Raw genomic sequence first — 16788 nt, 5'->3', positions numbered from 1 at the left:
TGGATCACAATGCGCCCCAGAGGCAACACGATTGTTGAGAGATATCGGCGCGCGTTTCCAGGCAAAATCACAAAACCGGAAGGCGTGAACGTTTCGAGGCTGTGGCCTGAAAGGTTGTTCTTAACAAACCGCCCCAGCCATCCAGATGGCACTTTCGCGCGCCCTCCCGGCAGGAAGCAACCGGCAGCCTCAGGATGCCGGTTGCGACACTTTGCGCGGCTCAGTCGCGCTTGGTTTCATCTTCGTCTTCATCATCATGCGTGCCCTCGGGCAGATTGAAAAAGCTCTCTGCATCCGAAAAATCGCCAGCCTTTTCCTTGTCTTCATCCTCATCCACGTTGCGTGACAGGGTGAAGGTTTCCAGACCCTCAATGGCGGTCGGGATCTTTGGCTCGGCCTCCATGCCAAGGCTTTGCTCGGTGCTGACCAGTTTGCGGCGCTCATCATCGCTCATCACCGGCGCATCTGCGGCCTTCTTGGCAGCGGCTTTTTGCACGATCAGGTCCAGTTCGGATTGTTTGCACAGACCCAAAGCAACCGGGTCAATCGGTTGAATATTGGAGATGTTCCAGTGCGTCCGCTCGCGGATCGCCTGAATGGTCGGCTTAGTCGTGCCCACCAGCTTGCTGATCTGCCCATCGCTCAATTCCGGATGGAACTTCACCAGCCAGAGGATCGAGGCAGGGCGGTCCTGACGCTTGGAGAGCGGCGTATAGCGCGGGCCCCGGCGTTTCTCTTCACCCTGCGCGGCCGCGTTGAATTTCAGTTGCAGCTTATGCAGCACGCTTTCTTGCGCCGCATCGATTTCATCCTGCGTAAGCTGGTTATTGGCAATCGGGTCAAACCCCTTGACGCCCTGTGCCACATCGCCATCCGCGATGCCCTGCACTTCCAATTCATGCATGCCGACAAAATCGGCGATCTGCTTGAAGCTGATCGTTGTGTTATCCACCAGCCAGACGGCTGTGGCTTTCGCCATGATCGGTTTTGCCATTGTCGGTCTCCTGTATCATAAATCCTGGGTCACACCTTCCCCGTCGCCTGAAAAGGCTTTCCCGGTGGTCTGGGACGGTTTCCATTTTGGGGGAACTTATGTGTTATATAGGCAGGACAGCGAGATAAGGAAAGAGCCAATGCGCGCGATGATATTATGGCTGATGATGGCTGTGCCGGTGGCGGCAGAGGGCGAGCGGGCTGGGGAGTTCGACTATTTCGTGCTCAGCCTGAGCTGGTCGCCTAATTGGTGCGCGCTGGAAGGCGATGCGCGCGACTCCATACAATGTGATCCCGGTGAGGACCATGGCTGGATCCTACACGGGCTCTGGCCGCAGTTCGAGCGCGGTTACCCGTCTTATTGCAACACGGCAGCGCGCAACCCATCGCGCGCCGTGACTGCGCAGATGTCTGATATCATGGGCACCCCCGGTCTGGCATTCCATCAATGGAAAAAACACGGGCGCTGCACGGGATTGGATGCGACGGATTACTATGCCCTGTCGCGCGAAGCCTATGGGCGCATCACAAGGCCCGAGGTTTTCCGCAAGCTGGCTGAGCCCATACGCCTGCCTGCTTCAGTGGTCGAGGAGGCCTTCCTGCGCGACAATCCTGGACTGTCGGCGGACGGGATCACCATCACCTGTCGGAACAACCACATTCAGGAGGCGCGCATTTGCCTGGCCCGCGATCTCACGCCGCGCCGGTGCGGGGCGGATGTGCTGCGCGATTGCACCGCGACGGGGGCGCTATTTACGCCCATACGTTAAATTTGCAAAATCGTGCTCCCGGTGGTTTTGCGCGCTTCCAGCGCCTCATGCGCCGCGCGCACATCACGCAGTGGGAAGCGTTGATCAATGCGGATTTTGACGTCCCCGGACAACACCTTGCCAAACAGATGATCCGCCATTTCCTGACAGGAGGCGCGATCCGCGATATGCGTGAACAGCGTCGGGCGGGTCAACTTCAACGATCCCTTTTGCCCCAGAACGCCGAGATTAAAGGGCGGCACAGGTCCCGAAGCATTACCAAAAGAAATCATCATGCCCAAGGGCATGAGGCTGTTGAGCGATCCCTCGAACGTATCCGCCCCGACAGCATCCATCACCACGTCAACGCCTGTGCCACCGGTTAATTCCTGCACCCGCGCGGCCCAATCCTCGCTCCGGTAGTTGATGCAATGCGTCGCCCCATGTTCCAACGCCAGCGCGCATTTTTCATCCGTGCCCGCGGTCCCAATCAGCGTGATCCCCTCGGAGCGCGCCCATTGGCAAGCGATCAAGCCGACACCGCCCGCTGCGGCATGAAACAGAACCGTATCGCCCTTCGCGATTGGCGTGGTGCGGTGGAACAGATATTCGACCGTCATACCCTTGAGCATCATCGCGGCGGCTTCCTCAAAGGAAATACCATCCGGCAGCGGGCAGACCTGCGCAGCGGGCATGACACGCGCCTCCGAATAGGCCCCCGGCGGCGTCGCCGCATAGGCTCCGCGGTCACCGGGCTTCAGATGTGTAACGCCCTCGCCCACGGCCTCTATGACGCCCGCCGCCTCCATGCCCAACGCATGCGGCAATGCGAGAGGATAGAGCCCACTGCGCTGATAGGTATCGATGAAATTCAAACCGCATGCTTTGTGAGCGATGCGCACTTCTCCCGGCCCCGGCGCGCCAACCTCCCGATCTGACAGCTTCAAAACCTCCGGTCCGCCGGCTTCTTGGATCATGACCGTCATTGCCATTTGCTTGCTCTCCCAGAATATCAATTGATGGAATGGCACCGTAGGGTGGGCTTCAGGCCACCTTTATCCGCCCACTTTCAACACGATCTTCCCGATATGTTCCGATTTCTCCATGCGCGCATGCGCCTTGCGCGCATCCGCCAGATCAAAACTCTGATCCATCACCGGCTTCACCGTGCCCGCCGCCAACAGCGGCCACACAGCGTCTCGCAATTCCTCTGCAATGCGCGCTTTGGCAAGATCACTCTGGGGGCGCAAGGTACTGCCCGTCATGCTCAGCCGCCGCGTCATCAGCGTGGTAAAATTCACCTCGACCTTTGCCCCTCCCAGAAATGCGATCTGCACCAGCCGCCCATCCTCTGCCAGCGCTTTCAGATTGCGTGGGATATAAGCGCCTCCGACCATATCAAGGATCACATCCGCGCCACCTTCTGCGCGCACCACTTCCACAAAATCCTGTTCACGATAATTGATCGCAATTTCGGCCCCAAGTGCTGCGCAGGCATCGCATTTATCCGCCGACCCAGCGGTCGCAAAAACCCGCGCACCGAAGGCTCTGGCCAATTGGATGGCCGTCGTGCCGATGCCCGACGAACCACCATGCACCAAAAACCGCTCCCCCGCTTTCAATCCGCCACGGTTGAACACATTCGACCAGACCGTGAAATAGGTTTCCGGCAGGCAGGCCGCTTCTTTCAAGCCCATACCTTCCGGGACGGCCAGGCAATGCGCAGCTGGCGTCGCTACATATTCCGCATATCCCCCGCCCGGCAGCAACGCGCAGACCAAATCCCCAACCTTCAGATCCGTCACACCCCCGCCCACTACAACGACCTCTCCGGACGCTTCCAGGCCCGGCAGATCGCTGGCTGTGGGCGGCGGCGCATAAAGCCCGGCGCGCTGCAAGGCATCCGGCCGGTTCACCCCAGCCCAGGCGACCTTGATCACAACCTGCCCATGGGCTGGTTCGGGCAGGTGTCTCTCGGTGAGTTTTAACACCTCCGGTCCGCCGGGTTTTTCAATCTCAACAGCGCGCATCATTTGGGGCATCATGATCTTCCTTTTTGCTTGCCCATGCGTAACAGCACAGAGTGGAATGGCAACCGGAGGCCCCGGAGCCCCAAGCTCCGCTCAGACGAACCCTGACCCGAAGCGCATCGCGTCACCATCACTCGCGCGGCGCAGTCCAACTGCCAGGCAGCGCCATTTTTGGCATTTTGGCAGGTGCCTTGATCCGGCTCATCACCCAGTTCGGGCATGTCATCAGCCGGCTCAATGTCGGGCTTTTCCGGACGCGTGCTTTCAGTTTCTCGACCTGCATCACATCCTCGATGCGGCGATCCAGAAAATCCCAAGTCGCCCGGTTGTCCGGGCTGTCATCGCCCAGCCAGTACAGAATCGTGGCCGAATACACACCGCTCAGCGTCGCCCGCTTGGTATACCAATTTACGTCATCGGACGTATCTCCCAAGGCGTCCCAGATATGATCCGCCGTGCCCCAGATCAGCTTTGCCCCATCCGCCGCATGCATCGGCAGAGCAAACAATGTGCTGCCGCGCCGGACCGCTTCCTTATCCGTGACCACCTCGATCCGAAACCGCACCGCCGCGGTAACCTTTTCGCGGAACTTCATCTCAGCCATATCCTGCGCCTTGATGCGGTCCAACATAGCCAGATCACCGCGATGATGAAATGCAATTGCCAAATCAACGGCCCCGCGCGGGCACACTGATCGCGCAACCGCTGGGGCCACATCTGTGTCGCGCACCGCGGCCTGAAATGTCGCCTCCGACCATCCATCAAAGGGCACATGCGCAAGTGCGGCGTCCAGAAGTTGCGTTTTTACGGTTTCATAGGAAAGCGTCACGGCGATTCTCCGAGGTTGTGGTCTACGATACACTGGACAACATAGTGTTCGGTTGCTATATGCCCAGTTCCTGCAAATCCTTGCAACTCAAACTAGAAAGGTGGTGAAAACCACATGCAGGTTAGTGTTCGCGACAACAATGTCGATCAGGCGCTCCGCGCTCTGAAGAAAAAGCTACAGCGTGAAGGTGTCTTCCGTGAAATGAAGCTCAAGCAACATTTCGAGAAGCCATCCGAGAAAAAAGCACGCGAGAAAGCTGAAGCGATCCGCCGTGCCCGGAAACTGGCGCGCAAAAAAGCGCAACGCGAAGGTATGATGTAAATCATCTCCACCGCCGAGCCAAGAAAGCCGATATAAACATATCGTTTTCGTTGAGATCCGGTTACCGGATATGAATAAGGAACGCTGTCAGAACTGGTTCTGGCAGCGTTTTTTTGTGCCAAAACTTGGAAGCGTCTAACCGCAACCTGGCTCAGGCAGTTCGATCGTGTTTCACACAAGCCGCGCCTGGCGCAAAGCCTTGAACAGCAGCGGCTGCTCGGTTCATTTTGACCGCGGTTGCGCGCCGCCATCACGACGGCCGAATCATCCGGCGCTCCGGGCTAAATTCCTGCGTGGTGCTCAGGGTCAAATCCGAAGCTGCCCTCAACTCACGGACATCGCATTTCTATCCCCAATGAGGCAGCGCGCCAGCCCAATGGTGACACTCGAAATCCGCTTGGATTATTAAAATGCGGCACAAAATATCAAGATATTGCAACTCCTTGACCACGCACCTTTAACAAAAGCGCGGTAGAGCAAGTTCTCATGACAAACGAATGAGGACGGGCGTGGCCGAATATAGTTTCTCTCCCTCCGATCAGACCATGTCGGTCTTTAAGCGGTACGGAATGCCACTGCTCTTTGTCTGCAGTTTGACCGCGCTCATCTTGATCGGTGTTCATGCCGGCATGGCCTGGGCCGTCCAAAAGATCGTAATGACAAAATCCGAAAATGTCGCCTTGAATTGGGCCACTCACTTCAATGCAGAGATGATCGATGCAATTGACATTGCGGAACGAGGCTCCCTCTCTGACAATCAGCAGCGGGTTGTGGATGCGGCCATTGAGTTTTCCGAAATCCATTCCTTTGCCGTTTTCGATATAAATGCGGAGTTAGTTTATTCTTCGGATTACGGCGTGGTCAAAAGACAGTCTGACCGAAACCCGGATGTTCACGCGCAACGCGTCCTGGGCACCGGATCACCATTCATAGACATCTTTTCACACCCCAGTGACACCGAAAATCCGGACGTCTTCGCTCATGTGTTCGTCCCCGCTTTTGATACAGATGGAAGGGCGATTGGTGTCATAGGCCTGTTCATGGATAAAACCGAAAGTGCCGCCGTATACACAAAGGCCCTATCGCTCTTTGCTTGGGTCTTACCTGCCCTTTGTGCCTTTCTTTACGCGTTGCCCTCCCTTGCATATGTCATAAAACGCGAGCAGGCGCATGCCAGAACCGAAAAGGTTGCCCTGCTCTCGCGTTTCGACCAGCTGACTGGGACGTTGAACCGCCACACGATGACCCACGAAAGCAAGCAGCTGTTCGCCAACAGGGGACAACTGGAAAACGTCGGTGTTTTCTTTCTCGATATTGATACGTTCAAGGGCGTGAATGATGAATATGGCCATGAATTTGGCGACGCCTATCTGCAATTTATCAGTTCCGTCATCTTGAATAACGTACGCTCGGACGATTTGGTTGGGCGTATGGGAGGCGATGAGTTTGTAATTACCCTGCGAAAAGTGAGCCGCGAAAAAATGCGGGAAATTGGCGAAAACATCCTGAAAGATGCGCGGGCGCATTTTGAGTATAAGGGCAGAACCACGCAGGCGAGTGTCAGTATCGGCTGTTATCTCGCCGAACCTTCGGTGTCACGTAAAGACGCGCTGCATGCCGCCGATCTTGCGCTTTATCACGCGAAGGCGACGGGAAGAAATGCGATGGTCGAGTACTTCCCGGAGCTTGATATCGCAATGCTGCGTCGTCGTGAAATTGAAGCGCGTATGCGCGACGCAATGCGGGACCAGGAGTTTGAGACAGTGTTCCAGCCGATCACCAGCCCGCAAAACAAGAAGATTGTCGGGTTCGAGGCATTGCTGCGTTTATACGGGAATGACGGTGCCCCGATTCCGCCATCCGAATTTATTCCCATCGCCGAAGAAAGCGGTATGATCGAACAAATCGGTGCCTTCATCTTGCGTGACGCAGTCCTCAACGCAAAAGCCTGGCCGGAGGATGTTTTTGTATCCGTGAACCTGTCACCGGCACAATTCAAGCGGGGAGACCTGGTCAGTTTGGTCGCGGACACACTCCAAGAACTCGATTTTCCAGCGCGACGGCTGGAATTTGAAGTGACCGAAGGTCTTCTGATGGCAGATGAACAGCGGGTATCGGATCAATTGGTCGGCTTGAAGCAAATGGGCATTTCCATCGCAATGGATGATTTCGGGACCGGTTATTCAAGTTTGGGCTACCTGTGGAAATACAGTTTTGACAAGTTGAAGATCGATCGCGTTTTCTTGGAAGGGTTTGACTTTGACAAGAATCGTTACGGTCAAATCATCGAAACCATCGTCACACTTGGGCATAAAATGGGTATGAAGGTGACCGTTGAGGGGATCGAAACCCAAGGCCATCAAGAAATGCTGGATCATTTAGACTGTGATCAGTACCAGGGGTTTCATTTCGGCAAGCCCATGCCGGCGGATCAAGCTTTGCGCGCACTGGCCGGCATGACGGCTGAGAGTTCTTCCGATACGCAGTAAGGCGATCGTCAACTGGGGGACTTTGTATTTTAAAGAGAAATGAGAGGCGCTGAAGGTCTGATCTCTGCGGTTCCGGGCCTCATCAAGGGCGGCAATCAGCTGCATCAGTCTAAAAAGGCACATCATTTTTCAAACTAACATCATAAGGTCGAAACCTTACCGCGGATATTCAAGAAAACCCACGAAGAGCTACAGGCTTCCTGGCCTCGAACCGAAGCTTGCGCCAGATCACTACAAAGAAGTGGTTTGTTTCAGACCGGAAGCGCCGTGGTTTTGAATACCGTGCGTAGCGCAAAGCTCGATTGCATTTGCCCAACGCCCGGCAAGCGCGCCAGATACTGTCGATGGATGCGGGCAAAATCATCCGTGTTTTCCGCAACAACTTTCAAAAGATAATCCGCGCTTCCAGCCATCAAGTGACATTCGAGGACATCGGGGATAAGACGCACTGCTTTTTCGAACGCTTCCAGCACCTCGTCAGCCTGCCCTTGCAATGTTATTTCAACAAACACAGTCGTCGGCACACACATTTTTCGGGCATCCAGAAGCGCGACGTAATCTCGGATGTACCCGTCCTTTTCCAAACGCTGAACCCGTCGATGACAGGCCGACGGCGATAGGTTCACGACCTCGCTCAATTCAGCATTTGGCATGCGACCCTTGCGCTGCAGCGTCTTAAGAATACGCTTATCTGTTGCATCTAAACTCATGGGCGCATTTTTCTCCTGCTAATACCAAAATGAGCGCAATTATATTCGCAAATACTACCTAATTACGAGGCTCCTTTGAAACGATATTGCGCTCTGCTCTCCGTATCATCCGCACAAAACAATTCCTCTTAGGAGATATCAATGATCATCGGTTGCCCAACGGAAATCAAACCACAGGAGTTTCGCGTCGGCGTTACCCCAAATGCCGCATACGAGGCTGTCAATCACGGCCATAGCGTCTTGATACAGGCAGGCGCGGGCAATGGCGCGGGGTTTGAGGACGCAGATTACGTCGCCGCCGGCGCGCAGATTATCGAAACGGCCAAAGAGGTCTTTGCCAAGGCTGAGATGATCGTCAAAGTAAAAGAACCCCAGGCCGGAGAGCGTAAAATGCTACGCGAGGGCCAGTTGCTCTTCACCTATTTGCACCTTGCGCCGGACCCCGAACAAACACACGACCTTCTGGCGTCCGGTGCCACATGCATTGCCTATGAAACCGTTACGGATGAGCGCGGCGGATTGCCCCTTCTCGCGCCGATGTCCGAGGTCGCCGGCCGTCTCGCGCCTCAGGTCGGTGCATGGACATTGCAAAAAGCCAATGGCGGGCGCGGCGTCTTGATGGGTGGTGTGCCCGGCGTCGGACCCGCACGTGTCGTGGTCATCGGCGGCGGTGTGGTGGGGACACATGCCGCAAAAATCGCCGCCGGTATGGGGGCCGACGTGACGGTCCTGGACCGCTCATTGCCCCGGTTGCGTTATCTTGATGACGTCTACGGTGGTACGTTCAAGACCTCCTTCGCCTCTGCGGGCAATACCATCGAATTGGCGCAGGCGGCGGATATGATCATCGGCGCGGTGCTGATCCCCGGCGCCGCTGCCCCAAAGTTGATCAGCCGTAAACAACTCAGCCTGCTCAAACCGGGTGCTGCTTTGGTAGATGTCGCAATTGATCAGGGCGGGTGCTTTGAGACATCAAAGGCAACGACCCATGAAGCTCCGGTTTATGAGGTGGATGGGATCATGCATTATTGCGTGGCCAACATGCCCGGCGCGGTTGCGCGTACCTCGACCATTGCGCTGGGTAACGCGACCATGCCCTATATGTTGGCCCTGGCGGACAAAGGGTGGCGCCAAGCATGTTCGGACGACCCGCATTTGATGAACGGCCTGAATGTTCATGCCGGGAAATTGACTTATTACGCGGTCGGCAAGGCGTTGGGAATGGATGTCACATCGCCCAATCTGGCCATCAAGAGCTAAAGGAATTCCTAAGCTCCGGCGGATCCGCATGAGCGGTATTGAGCCGGACGCCGGACGCAGCAAACAGTTGATCCGATCATATTTCACGCGGTGACGGTCCGCCGTACCCCACCAAACGGGATCAGCAAACCTTGAGGATTTGATAAAGCCATAACCCAGGGCCTGATTGATCAAGGTGACTGGGACATGCATGACACTGCCGAAATGGCACAACGACCTGCGCTTTGACACAGGTCGTTGTGCAATAGTTTAATCAGAGCGCTTCAAAGCATCTCGGATCTCAAGAAGCACATCCAGTTCGGAGGGTCCCTTTGGCACCTCAGGCGGCGTTTCCGCTTCTTTTTCAGCAGCGTCCTTGATCCGGTTCACCATCTTGACCAAAAGAAAAACCACAAAGGCAACGATTGTAAAATTCATCACCGCCATCACGAATTTTCCCACGGCGAAAACGGGCACACCGGCCTCCGTCGCCGCCTCTATTGAGGCAAAACTCTCTTCACCGAGCACGTAAAACCACCCCGAGAAATCAATACCGCCAGTGAATAATGCGATCACCGGGTTAATCAAATCCCCCACCAGAGACGTCACAATGGCGGTAAAGGCGGCCCCGATGATGATACCGACAGCCATGTCCATGACATTGCCTTTGGCTATGAAATCCTTGAATTCTTTGATCATTTCTGTCCCTCTTCTTTATCTTTTTATGTTCTGATGTGTCTGTTTACCCAATGTGCATTTGTTAACATACTGCTGCGCGTGAGCGAGGCTGTTTATGGGGGGAATTTCGCCTATCTTTTGTCAGACACCCATGATGGAGACCCCAATGGCCGACCTATCCACATTTGAGATCACCGATAAATGGTCCCCAAAGGACACCAGCGTTCTACAACTCTATTCCTTTCCGACGCCAAACGGTGTGAAAGTCTCCATCGCATTGGAGGAGATGGGAATTCCCTATGAGGCCCACACTGTCACCCTGTCGGACGCGGATGTAAAAAGCCCCGCGTTCTTGTCCTTGAATCCCAACAATAAAATCCCCGCGATCATTGATCCCAATGGCCCCGATGGCAAGCCGTTGACGCTTTTCGAAAGCGGCGCGATCCTGATCTATCTGGGGGAAAAATCGGGGCAACTGCTCGGAACGACAGCCTCGCAAAAAGCGCAGATCATCCAATGGCTGATGTTTCAGATGGGGGGATTGGGTCCGATGTTTGGACAGCTCGGGTTCTTTTACAAATTCGCGGGGTCCAATTGGGAGGATAAGCGCCCACAGCAACGCTATATTGGGGAGGCAAAACGGTTGCTGGGGGTCATTGACGGCGTGCTTGAAGACAAAACCTGGATTGCCGGAGACTACTCCATTGCCGATATCGCCATAGCGCCTTGGTTGCGGGCTTTGGACTTCTACGGTGCCAGAGACGCCGTCGGATTTGGCGATTACAAAAATGCCGCGGCTTATCTGGATCGCTTTCTGGAACGTCCAGCCGTTGTGAAGGGATTGCAAATACCCCCTCGCGAACCCGCCTAAGCGTTGACATGGGGCCGCCGTAAGGTGGGCTTTCAGGCCACCCTGCGCGACGCCGAACTAGCCGGGCAGCTTGCCGGTCAGAACATATTGCAGGATTTCGACGACCTGTGCGGGTTCCTGCGCTACGGCCAATGCCGCGGCATCCACTTCTTTCAGGGCATGCGCGTGATCCGGCCCATGCAGGATAATCAAAGACTTGCCCAATGCTGATGCATAACCAGCATCAAAAGCAGCGTTCCATTGCTTGTATTGATCGCCAAACCGCACGACGACAACATCTGCATCTGCGATGCCCTTGCGGGTCCGGATGGCGTTGACCATCGCCCCCTTATGGTCATGCCAATACTTGTTGCCTTCACCACCAAGGATCGCGACGCCGCAATCATCACTGGCGGCGTGATCGGTCACCGGGTTATCGAACGTCACATCCAGCGCCGCAGCACCGGCCCGGATCTGATCGCGCCAATCCGTATGAATTTCACCCGACAAATATACCTTCAAAGTCATTTTCGCGTCCTTTCCGCTCACACTCGCAAGACACCGCCCGTGGCCTTGGTGATCTTCTCGATCACCTTCGCACTGACGATCTCGATGTCTTTTTCCTTCAGCGTTTCGGTCCTTGGCTGCATCCGTATGGTCAGCGCAAGGGACTTCTTACCCTCCCCCAGGCTGCCGCCGATGAATTCGTCAAACACTCGCACATCTTCGATCAGCGCCTTATCCGCGCCCATCGCCGCATTCACCAGCGTCAGCGCCTCGACATGTGCCTCCACGACGAACGCAAAATCCCGCTCTACCGCTTGCAGGTCGCTGATTTGCAAAGCACCGCGGCTGGCACCGCTCTTGCGCGGCATCGGAACCTCGGCGGGCCAGAGCGTGAACCCCATGACCGGTCCTTTGACGTCCATCGCCTGAAGCACGCGCGGGTGCAGCTCGCCGAAAACCCCAAGGATTTTTTTGGGCCCGAGACAGATCATGCCGTGGCGTCCGGGATGCCAGCAGGCATCCGCCCCACGCAATATCTGCACCTTGGCGGGTGCGCCCATAGCGGCCAGAACCGCCTCCGCATCGGCCTTCACGTCAAACACATCACCCGCGCGCGAGGTGCCATGCACATCCTTTGGCCCGGTACGGCCCACCAAAACACCACTGACCAAGAGGTGCTGCTCACCCGGTTCACCGCCATGGAAAGCCGCGCCAACTTCAAACAAGGCGAAATCGGCAAAGCCGCGCGCCTGATTGCGGGCCGCAGCTTGCAGCAGGCCCGGCAGGAGCGCGGGGCGCATATGGCTCATATCACTGCTGATCGGGTTTTCGAGGCGCGTGGCATCATCTCCGCCGCCAAAAAGGCTGGCGGCGGCCTGATCAATGAAACTGTAGGACACACATTCGTTATACCCAAGCGCCGCACAGGTGCGTCGTGCAATCGCCTCGCGGCGCTGCATCGGTGAGAGGATTGGTTTTGACACGCCTTGTGTAATGCGCGGCAAGGGGCGTCCCTGCAATTTGGTCAGCGAAGCAATCCGCGCGACCTCTTCGACCAGGTCCGCTTCGCCCTGCACATCGGGACGCCAGCTTGGCACATGGGCGAGGTTGCCCTCTAGGATGAAGCCAAGGGAGGTCAGGGTCTGGCGCTGCTCGCTTTCAGGAATATCCATACCGACAAGGGACTGCACCCGTGCCGCATCCAGCTTATAGGCACGGTCCGTGTTCGGCACCTTGCCCGCGACGATCACCTCGGAGGCCTCACCGCCGGCATGATCAAGGATCATACGCGTCGCATGTTCTATGCCATAGGGCGTCCAGGCCGGGTCAATCCCGCGCTCAAAACGATAACGCGCGTCCGAATTGATTTTGAGCGCGCGGCCCGTGTAGGCCGTGCGCACCGGATCGAAATAGGCCGCCTCGATAAAAACAGATGTGGTTTCTTCGGTGCACCCGGAAGCAAGCCCGCCCATGACGCCCGCGATGCTCTCCACACCATTTGCGCCCGATATGAGCGTCATGCCTTCCTGAAAGGTATACTCCTTTTCATCAAGCGCCATCAGCGTTTCACCGCCCTTGGCACGATGCACCCGCAGGGTGTCGCCGGCGATCTTATCGACATCAAAGACGTGCAAGGGGCGGTTGCGGTCGTAGGTGAAGAAATTCGTGACATCGACCAGAAAGGAAATCGGCCGCAACCCGATGGCACGCAGGCAATCCTGCAACCAGGCGGGGGATGGCCCGTTGGTGACACCGCGAATAACGCGACCGTAAAAGACCGGGCATTGCTCCAGCGTGTCCCCTTCGATGGCGACGCTGATCGGGCAGGGGAAGGTGCCGTCAACCGCAGGTGTTTCGCGTTTGATCAGCTTACCAAGACCGCGCGCGGCGAGATCCCGCGCGATACCACGCACCCCCAGGGCATCGGGTCGGTTGGGCGTGATCGCGATTTCGATCACCGGGTCGACTTTTGCGGGGTCATTTTTGGCAAGCCACTCGACGAAGGGCTGCCCGACCTCGCCGGAGGGTAATTCGATGATCCCGTCATGTTCGTCGCTGAGTTCCATCTCGCGCTCGGAGGCCATCATCCCGAAGCTCTCAATGCCGCGGATTTTGCCGACGCCGATGGTCGTGTCGATGCCAGGAACGTAGACGCCGGGCTTGGCCACCACCACGGTGATGCCTTGGCGCGCATTGGGCGCACCGCAGATGATCTGCTTTACGCCCTCATCCGTGTCCACCTGGCACACCCGCAGGCGGTCCGCGTCGGGGTGTTTTTCGGCGGATTTCACATAGCCGATGGTAAAATCACCCAGCTTCGCGCCGCGATCCTCGACGCCCTCGACCTCCAGCCCAAGGTCGGTGAGGGCATAGACGATCTCGTCCAGCGTGGCAGTTGTGTCCAGATGGTCTTTCAACCAGGAGAGCGTGAATTTCATGGGGTATCACCAGCGTCAATTCTGTATCGCGCCGTGATAGCCCAAAGCGCGCGGGGGGGAAAGCCATAGGTGGCCCAAAGGCCCACCCTACGGGTATGAATTCGTCAGACCCAGCAATTCATCCAACTGGCGCGCGATCCAGCCATGCGGAATAAAGTGTCCGCCGGGGTGGATATCGAGGCTGATACGTCCGGAAATGCAATCCTCCCAGACAGTGCGTTCGAGCGTCAGGAAGGGAACCTGCTGCCAGGTGCCGAAAGATTGGCCGGTGCCACAGCCAAATTTGTCACGCCGCAGGCGTACCGCGTGATCCTGTTCGCCGTTCGGCCCTTGAGGAAAGCGCAGCACCTGATCGTTCAAACCGTAAACCTGGCGCACTTCTGTTGGCGCGGTCGCGCAGGTTTCCCGCTGATCCAGCGCGCCAGAAATGGCCAGAAGGGCCGCGATGTCATTGCCATCCTCACAGACAAAGCGCCATGCCATGTTGCTGCCCCAGGAATAGCCGGAAACAAAGACCTGTTTGTCGCGCACCTGATAGCGGGCTTTCACATCCTCCAGCACGGCGCGCGCGAAATCCACATCACCGCTGCCGGGTTTCCAGAAGTCCCAACTGCGCCGCAGACCATTGGGTGCCACGAGCAGAACGCCGCGTTTGCGCGTCGCACCAGAAATACGGTCATGGCGCACAATCAGCGTGCCCTGCAGCGTGCCCTGGCGCTGCCAGCCGTGAAAATGCATCAAAAGAGGAAGCGGCGACACCCCATCCCAACCATCAGGTTCTTTGATATGATAACTACGCTCCCCAAGCGGACAGGGCACGGCACCCTCGCAGGCCTCTTTCCAAGGCCCCATGGCAAGCACAGGTGTGACCATCAGGGCGAACACTAAAACCAGTAATTTCATGGATCACAGGCTACCGACCCACGGGCGCTTGTCACATCACGACTGTGTAATACCGCCAGGGATGTTGGGCAATCAGTCGTCGCGATTGCGCGAGCGGATAGAGGCGAGCCATCTGTCCACCAACAGAATCGGGGCCAGAACAATTGTCCACCCGGCCGCATTCAGAACCGTGAAGGCAATTTTGAGATCACGCGGCATGTCGGACAGCCACATAAAGACATGCGCCACCACGATAAGACATACCATTATGCCCACCAAAATGGCGCGGGAACCCAACCCAGAATTGTCCTGATCATCGTCCATACACGTTATGATATCATGTTTTTCGGAGTAGGTCGACGCCTATCGGCTAAGCCCGCCATGCAGGGTCGGCTGATCGAGGCTCGAAAACCCGTAGTGACGCAGCCAGCGCAGATCGGAGTCAAAAAACGCGCGCAAATCCGGTACGCCGTATTTCAGCATCGCAATCCGGTCGATCCCCATGCCAAAGGCAAAGCCCTGCCACTGCTCGGGATCGATCCCACCAGCGGCCAGCACCTTGGGGTGTACCATGCCGGAACCGAGAATTTCGAGCCAATCATCGCCCTCTCCGACCTTGAGCGTGCCGCCTTCCCAGGAACAACGGATGTCGACCTCGGCAGAGGGTTCGGTGAAAGGGAAGTGCGACGCGCGAAAGCGCAAATCCACGCCGTCCACCTCGAAATAGGCCTTCACGAACTCCTCCAGCACCCATTTCAGATGCGCCATGGAGATGTCCTTGTCGATGGCCAGCCCTTCGACCTGGTGAAACATCGGCGTGTGCGTCTGGTCATAATCCGCACGGTACACACCGCCGGGACAGATAATGCGGAGCGGCGCGCCCCTCTTTTCCATCGACCGGATCTGTACCGGGCTGGTATGGGTGCGCAACACATGGGGCGGACGGTCATCGCCCTCGGCGCGGTGCATGTAGAATGTGTCCATTTCCGCGCGCGCCGGGTGATGGCCGGGGATGTTCAACGCGTCGAAATTATACCAATCAGTGTCGATGCGCGGCCCTTCGGCCACCGAAAACCCCATCTCGGCAAAAATCGCGGTAACCTCTTCGGTGACTTGCGAAATCGGGTGAATACTGCCTTGCGGGCGCGTCCGTCCAGGCAGCGTCACATCCAGCCATTCATCGCGCAGACGCGCATCCAGGGCGGCATCCGCCAGGCCGACTTTCTTGGCGCTGAGCGCGGAGTTGATCTCATCCTTGAGCGCGTTGAGTACGGGGCCTGCGACCTGCCGTTCCTCAGCCGTCATCTTGCCAAGCTCGCGCATCTTGAGCGCGACCTCGCCTTTTTTGCCCACAGCCGCCAGCCGGATCGACTCCAGCGCGGCCTCATCCGCAGCTTCCGCAATCTGGCTCAGGTATTTCTGCTTGAGATCGTCCATCTCTGCCTCACACATTCAGGTTGCAGAGGTGCTAGCAGAATGTCCGATGAATGCAAGGCGGGTGCCTCACCGTCCGACAATAATGATCCCTTCGCAGCGGGATCGTGACAGGGGTGTCGCGGGCTCCCGCAGGCATTCATGTGGTTTATCGGATGATGTGAACCGAGCACTTTGCATGGCGCACAACGCGCGACGCGGTGGACCCGAGAAAGAAATCCTCAATACCCGGACGATGGGACGCCATGACGATGCAGTCGATACCATTCTCACTGGCGTAATCGACGATGGTTTTTCCCGCATGACCCGAGATCAACGCCACCTTTGCACCCGGCAATGCCTGCGCGGAGTCTTTCAACGCGTCCGCCGCAACCTGTTGGCTTTTCTCCAGAACATCATGCGGAATCTCGGAAGAGGCATAGGCCGGTATCTCTTCGAGCACATGGATCACGGAATAACGCGCGCCCTCGCTCGCCAAAGCATGCGCCGCTCGGTAAGAGGCCTGCGTATCGTGTCCTTCGTCAAAAAGCACCGGGACGAGAATATTCTTATACATGATCCGACCTCCATTTTGTTTGCATCAGGCAACGTGTAACGGATCATAGGACAGATATCGCAGGTCGGCTTTGCGCTATGTCA

17 protein-coding genes are annotated in these 16788 nt (G+C 56.9%); 5 read left to right on the top strand and 12 right to left on the bottom strand.

Features of this window, described 5'->3' with window-relative positions; genetic code table 11:
• Nucleotides 1-220: 220 nt before the first annotated feature.
• Entirely contained in the window at nucleotides 221-994 is a 774-nt protein-coding gene (locus ROLI_RS01635; RefSeq protein ID WP_187428194.1) for a DUF1013 domain-containing protein, read from the bottom strand.
• A gap of 139 nt (nucleotides 995-1133) precedes the next feature.
• Here ROLI_RS01635 and ROLI_RS01630 point away from each other — a divergent pair, with 139 nt between their 5' ends.
• Entirely contained in the window at nucleotides 1134-1763 is a 630-nt protein-coding gene (locus ROLI_RS01630) for a ribonuclease T2 family protein (RefSeq protein WP_187428193.1), read from the top strand.
• On the opposite strand, the gene ROLI_RS01625 is transcribed toward ROLI_RS01630, so the two are convergent.
• From ROLI_RS01625 to ROLI_RS01615, 3 genes are all read right to left on the bottom strand, one after another.
• Entirely contained in the window at nucleotides 1760-2734 is a 975-nt protein-coding gene (locus ROLI_RS01625; protein WP_187428192.1) for a quinone oxidoreductase, read from the bottom strand. The two genes, ROLI_RS01630 and ROLI_RS01625, sit on opposite strands and share 4 nt — an antisense overlap.
• Before the next feature lie 63 nt (nucleotides 2735-2797).
• On the bottom strand, nucleotides 2798-3784 hold the full coding sequence (locus tag ROLI_RS01620) for an NAD(P)H-quinone oxidoreductase (RefSeq protein WP_187428346.1): 987 nt from the start codon (nucleotides 3782-3784) through the stop codon (nucleotides 2798-2800).
• Between the two features lie 118 nt (nucleotides 3785-3902).
• Complete coding sequence (locus ROLI_RS01615; RefSeq protein WP_187428191.1) at nucleotides 3903-4601, bottom strand: COQ9 family protein; 699 nt, start codon at nucleotides 4599-4601, stop codon at nucleotides 3903-3905.
• A gap of 114 nt (nucleotides 4602-4715) precedes the next feature.
• Here ROLI_RS01615 and rpsU point away from each other — a divergent pair, with 114 nt between their 5' ends.
• Nucleotides 4716-4922: a 30S ribosomal protein S21 gene (gene rpsU, locus ROLI_RS01610; protein ID WP_007118112.1), complete on the top strand. Its 207-nt coding sequence runs from the start codon at nucleotides 4716-4718 to the stop codon at nucleotides 4920-4922.
• Nucleotides 4923-5431: 509 nt separating this feature from the next.
• A complete protein-coding gene (locus ROLI_RS01605) occupies nucleotides 5432-7411 on the top strand; it encodes a bifunctional diguanylate cyclase/phosphodiesterase (protein ID WP_187428190.1) in 1980 nt (659 codons plus the stop codon).
• A gap of 251 nt (nucleotides 7412-7662) precedes the next feature.
• Here ROLI_RS01605 and ROLI_RS01600 read toward each other — a convergent pair whose 3' ends face one another.
• Nucleotides 7663-8121, bottom strand: a complete 459-nt coding sequence (locus ROLI_RS01600; RefSeq protein ID WP_187428189.1) for an Lrp/AsnC family transcriptional regulator — start codon at nucleotides 8119-8121, stop codon at nucleotides 7663-7665.
• Between the two features lie 141 nt (nucleotides 8122-8262).
• Between ROLI_RS01600 and ald the strand changes: the two genes are divergently transcribed.
• A complete protein-coding gene (gene ald, locus ROLI_RS01595; RefSeq protein WP_187428188.1) occupies nucleotides 8263-9381 on the top strand; it encodes an alanine dehydrogenase in 1119 nt (372 codons plus the stop codon).
• A gap of 249 nt (nucleotides 9382-9630) precedes the next feature.
• On the opposite strand, the gene mscL is transcribed toward ald, so the two are convergent.
• Nucleotides 9631-10059: a large conductance mechanosensitive channel protein MscL gene (gene mscL / locus ROLI_RS01590; protein ID WP_187428187.1), complete on the bottom strand. Its 429-nt coding sequence runs from the start codon at nucleotides 10057-10059 to the stop codon at nucleotides 9631-9633.
• Nucleotides 10060-10204: 145 nt separating this feature from the next.
• On the opposite strand from mscL, the gene ROLI_RS01585 reads away from it, so the two are divergent.
• Nucleotides 10205-10909, top strand: a complete 705-nt coding sequence (locus tag ROLI_RS01585; RefSeq protein ID WP_187428186.1) for a glutathione S-transferase family protein — start codon at nucleotides 10205-10207, stop codon at nucleotides 10907-10909.
• Between the two features lie 57 nt (nucleotides 10910-10966).
• On the opposite strand, the gene ROLI_RS01580 is transcribed toward ROLI_RS01585, so the two are convergent.
• The 6 genes from ROLI_RS01580 to ROLI_RS01555 form a co-directional block, all read right to left on the bottom strand.
• A complete protein-coding gene (locus ROLI_RS01580) occupies nucleotides 10967-11416 on the bottom strand; it encodes a YtoQ family protein (RefSeq protein ID WP_187428185.1) in 450 nt (149 codons plus the stop codon).
• A 17-nt stretch (nucleotides 11417-11433) separates the two neighbouring features.
• Entirely contained in the window at nucleotides 11434-13833 is a 2400-nt protein-coding gene (gene pheT, locus ROLI_RS01575; protein WP_187428184.1) for a phenylalanine--tRNA ligase subunit beta, read from the bottom strand.
• Between the two features lie 87 nt (nucleotides 13834-13920).
• The gene (locus ROLI_RS01570) at nucleotides 13921-14736 is read right to left on the bottom strand and encodes a PHB depolymerase family esterase (protein ID WP_187428183.1); all 816 of its coding nucleotides are present in this window, start codon (nucleotides 14734-14736) and stop codon (nucleotides 13921-13923) included.
• 72 nt (nucleotides 14737-14808) lie between these two features.
• Nucleotides 14809-14982 carry a phenylalanyl-tRNA synthetase subunit beta gene (locus tag ROLI_RS01565; RefSeq protein WP_187428182.1) on the bottom strand — a complete coding sequence of 58 codons (174 nt, stop codon included), beginning with the start codon at nucleotides 14980-14982 and terminating at the stop codon, nucleotides 14809-14811.
• Nucleotides 14983-15078: 96 nt separating this feature from the next.
• Entirely contained in the window at nucleotides 15079-16152 is a 1074-nt protein-coding gene (gene pheS / locus ROLI_RS01560) for a phenylalanine--tRNA ligase subunit alpha (protein WP_187428181.1), read from the bottom strand.
• Between the two features lie 145 nt (nucleotides 16153-16297).
• On the bottom strand, nucleotides 16298-16705 hold the full coding sequence (locus ROLI_RS01555; protein WP_187428180.1) for a universal stress protein: 408 nt from the start codon (nucleotides 16703-16705) through the stop codon (nucleotides 16298-16300).
• Nucleotides 16706-16788 lie beyond the last annotated feature (83 nt).

This window comes from Roseobacter fucihabitans, assembly GCF_014337925.2.
GTDB lineage: Bacteria > Pseudomonadota > Alphaproteobacteria > Rhodobacterales > Rhodobacteraceae > Roseobacter > Roseobacter fucihabitans.
This window is presented reverse-complemented; position numbering and strand designations above follow the sequence as displayed.

Excerpts from the sequence above, each read along its gene's own strand:
- ROLI_RS01635 (WP_187428194.1), bottom strand. The coding sequence starts at position 994 with ATGGCAAAACCGATCATGGCGAAAGCCACAGCCGTCTGGCTGGTGGAT.
- ROLI_RS01630 (WP_187428193.1), top strand. The coding sequence starts at position 1,134 with ATGCGCGCGATGATATTATGGCTGATGATGGCTGTGCCGGTGGCGGCA.
- ROLI_RS01625 (WP_187428192.1), bottom strand. The coding sequence starts at position 2,734 with ATGGCAATGACGGTCATGATCCAAGAAGCCGGCGGACCGGAGGTTTTG.
- ROLI_RS01620 (WP_187428346.1), bottom strand. The coding sequence starts at position 3,784 with ATGCCCCAAATGATGCGCGCTGTTGAGATTGAAAAACCCGGCGGACCG.
- rpsU (WP_007118112.1), top strand. The coding sequence starts at position 4,716 with ATGCAGGTTAGTGTTCGCGACAACAATGTCGATCAGGCGCTCCGCGCT.
- ROLI_RS01600 (WP_187428189.1), bottom strand. The coding sequence starts at position 8,121 with ATGAGTTTAGATGCAACAGATAAGCGTATTCTTAAGACGCTGCAGCGC.
- ald (WP_187428188.1), top strand. The coding sequence starts at position 8,263 with ATGATCATCGGTTGCCCAACGGAAATCAAACCACAGGAGTTTCGCGTC.
- mscL (WP_187428187.1), bottom strand. The coding sequence starts at position 10,059 with ATGATCAAAGAATTCAAGGATTTCATAGCCAAAGGCAATGTCATGGAC.
- ROLI_RS01585 (WP_187428186.1), top strand. The coding sequence starts at position 10,205 with ATGGCCGACCTATCCACATTTGAGATCACCGATAAATGGTCCCCAAAG.
- ROLI_RS01580 (WP_187428185.1), bottom strand. The coding sequence starts at position 11,416 with ATGACTTTGAAGGTATATTTGTCGGGTGAAATTCATACGGATTGGCGC.
- pheT (WP_187428184.1), bottom strand. The coding sequence starts at position 13,833 with ATGAAATTCACGCTCTCCTGGTTGAAAGACCATCTGGACACAACTGCC.
- ROLI_RS01570 (WP_187428183.1), bottom strand. The coding sequence starts at position 14,736 with ATGAAATTACTGGTTTTAGTGTTCGCCCTGATGGTCACACCTGTGCTT.
- ROLI_RS01565 (WP_187428182.1), bottom strand. The coding sequence starts at position 14,982 with ATGGTATGTCTTATCGTGGTGGCGCATGTCTTTATGTGGCTGTCCGAC.
- pheS (WP_187428181.1), bottom strand. The coding sequence starts at position 16,152 with ATGGACGATCTCAAGCAGAAATACCTGAGCCAGATTGCGGAAGCTGCG.
- ROLI_RS01555 (WP_187428180.1), bottom strand. The coding sequence starts at position 16,705 with ATGTATAAGAATATTCTCGTCCCGGTGCTTTTTGACGAAGGACACGAT.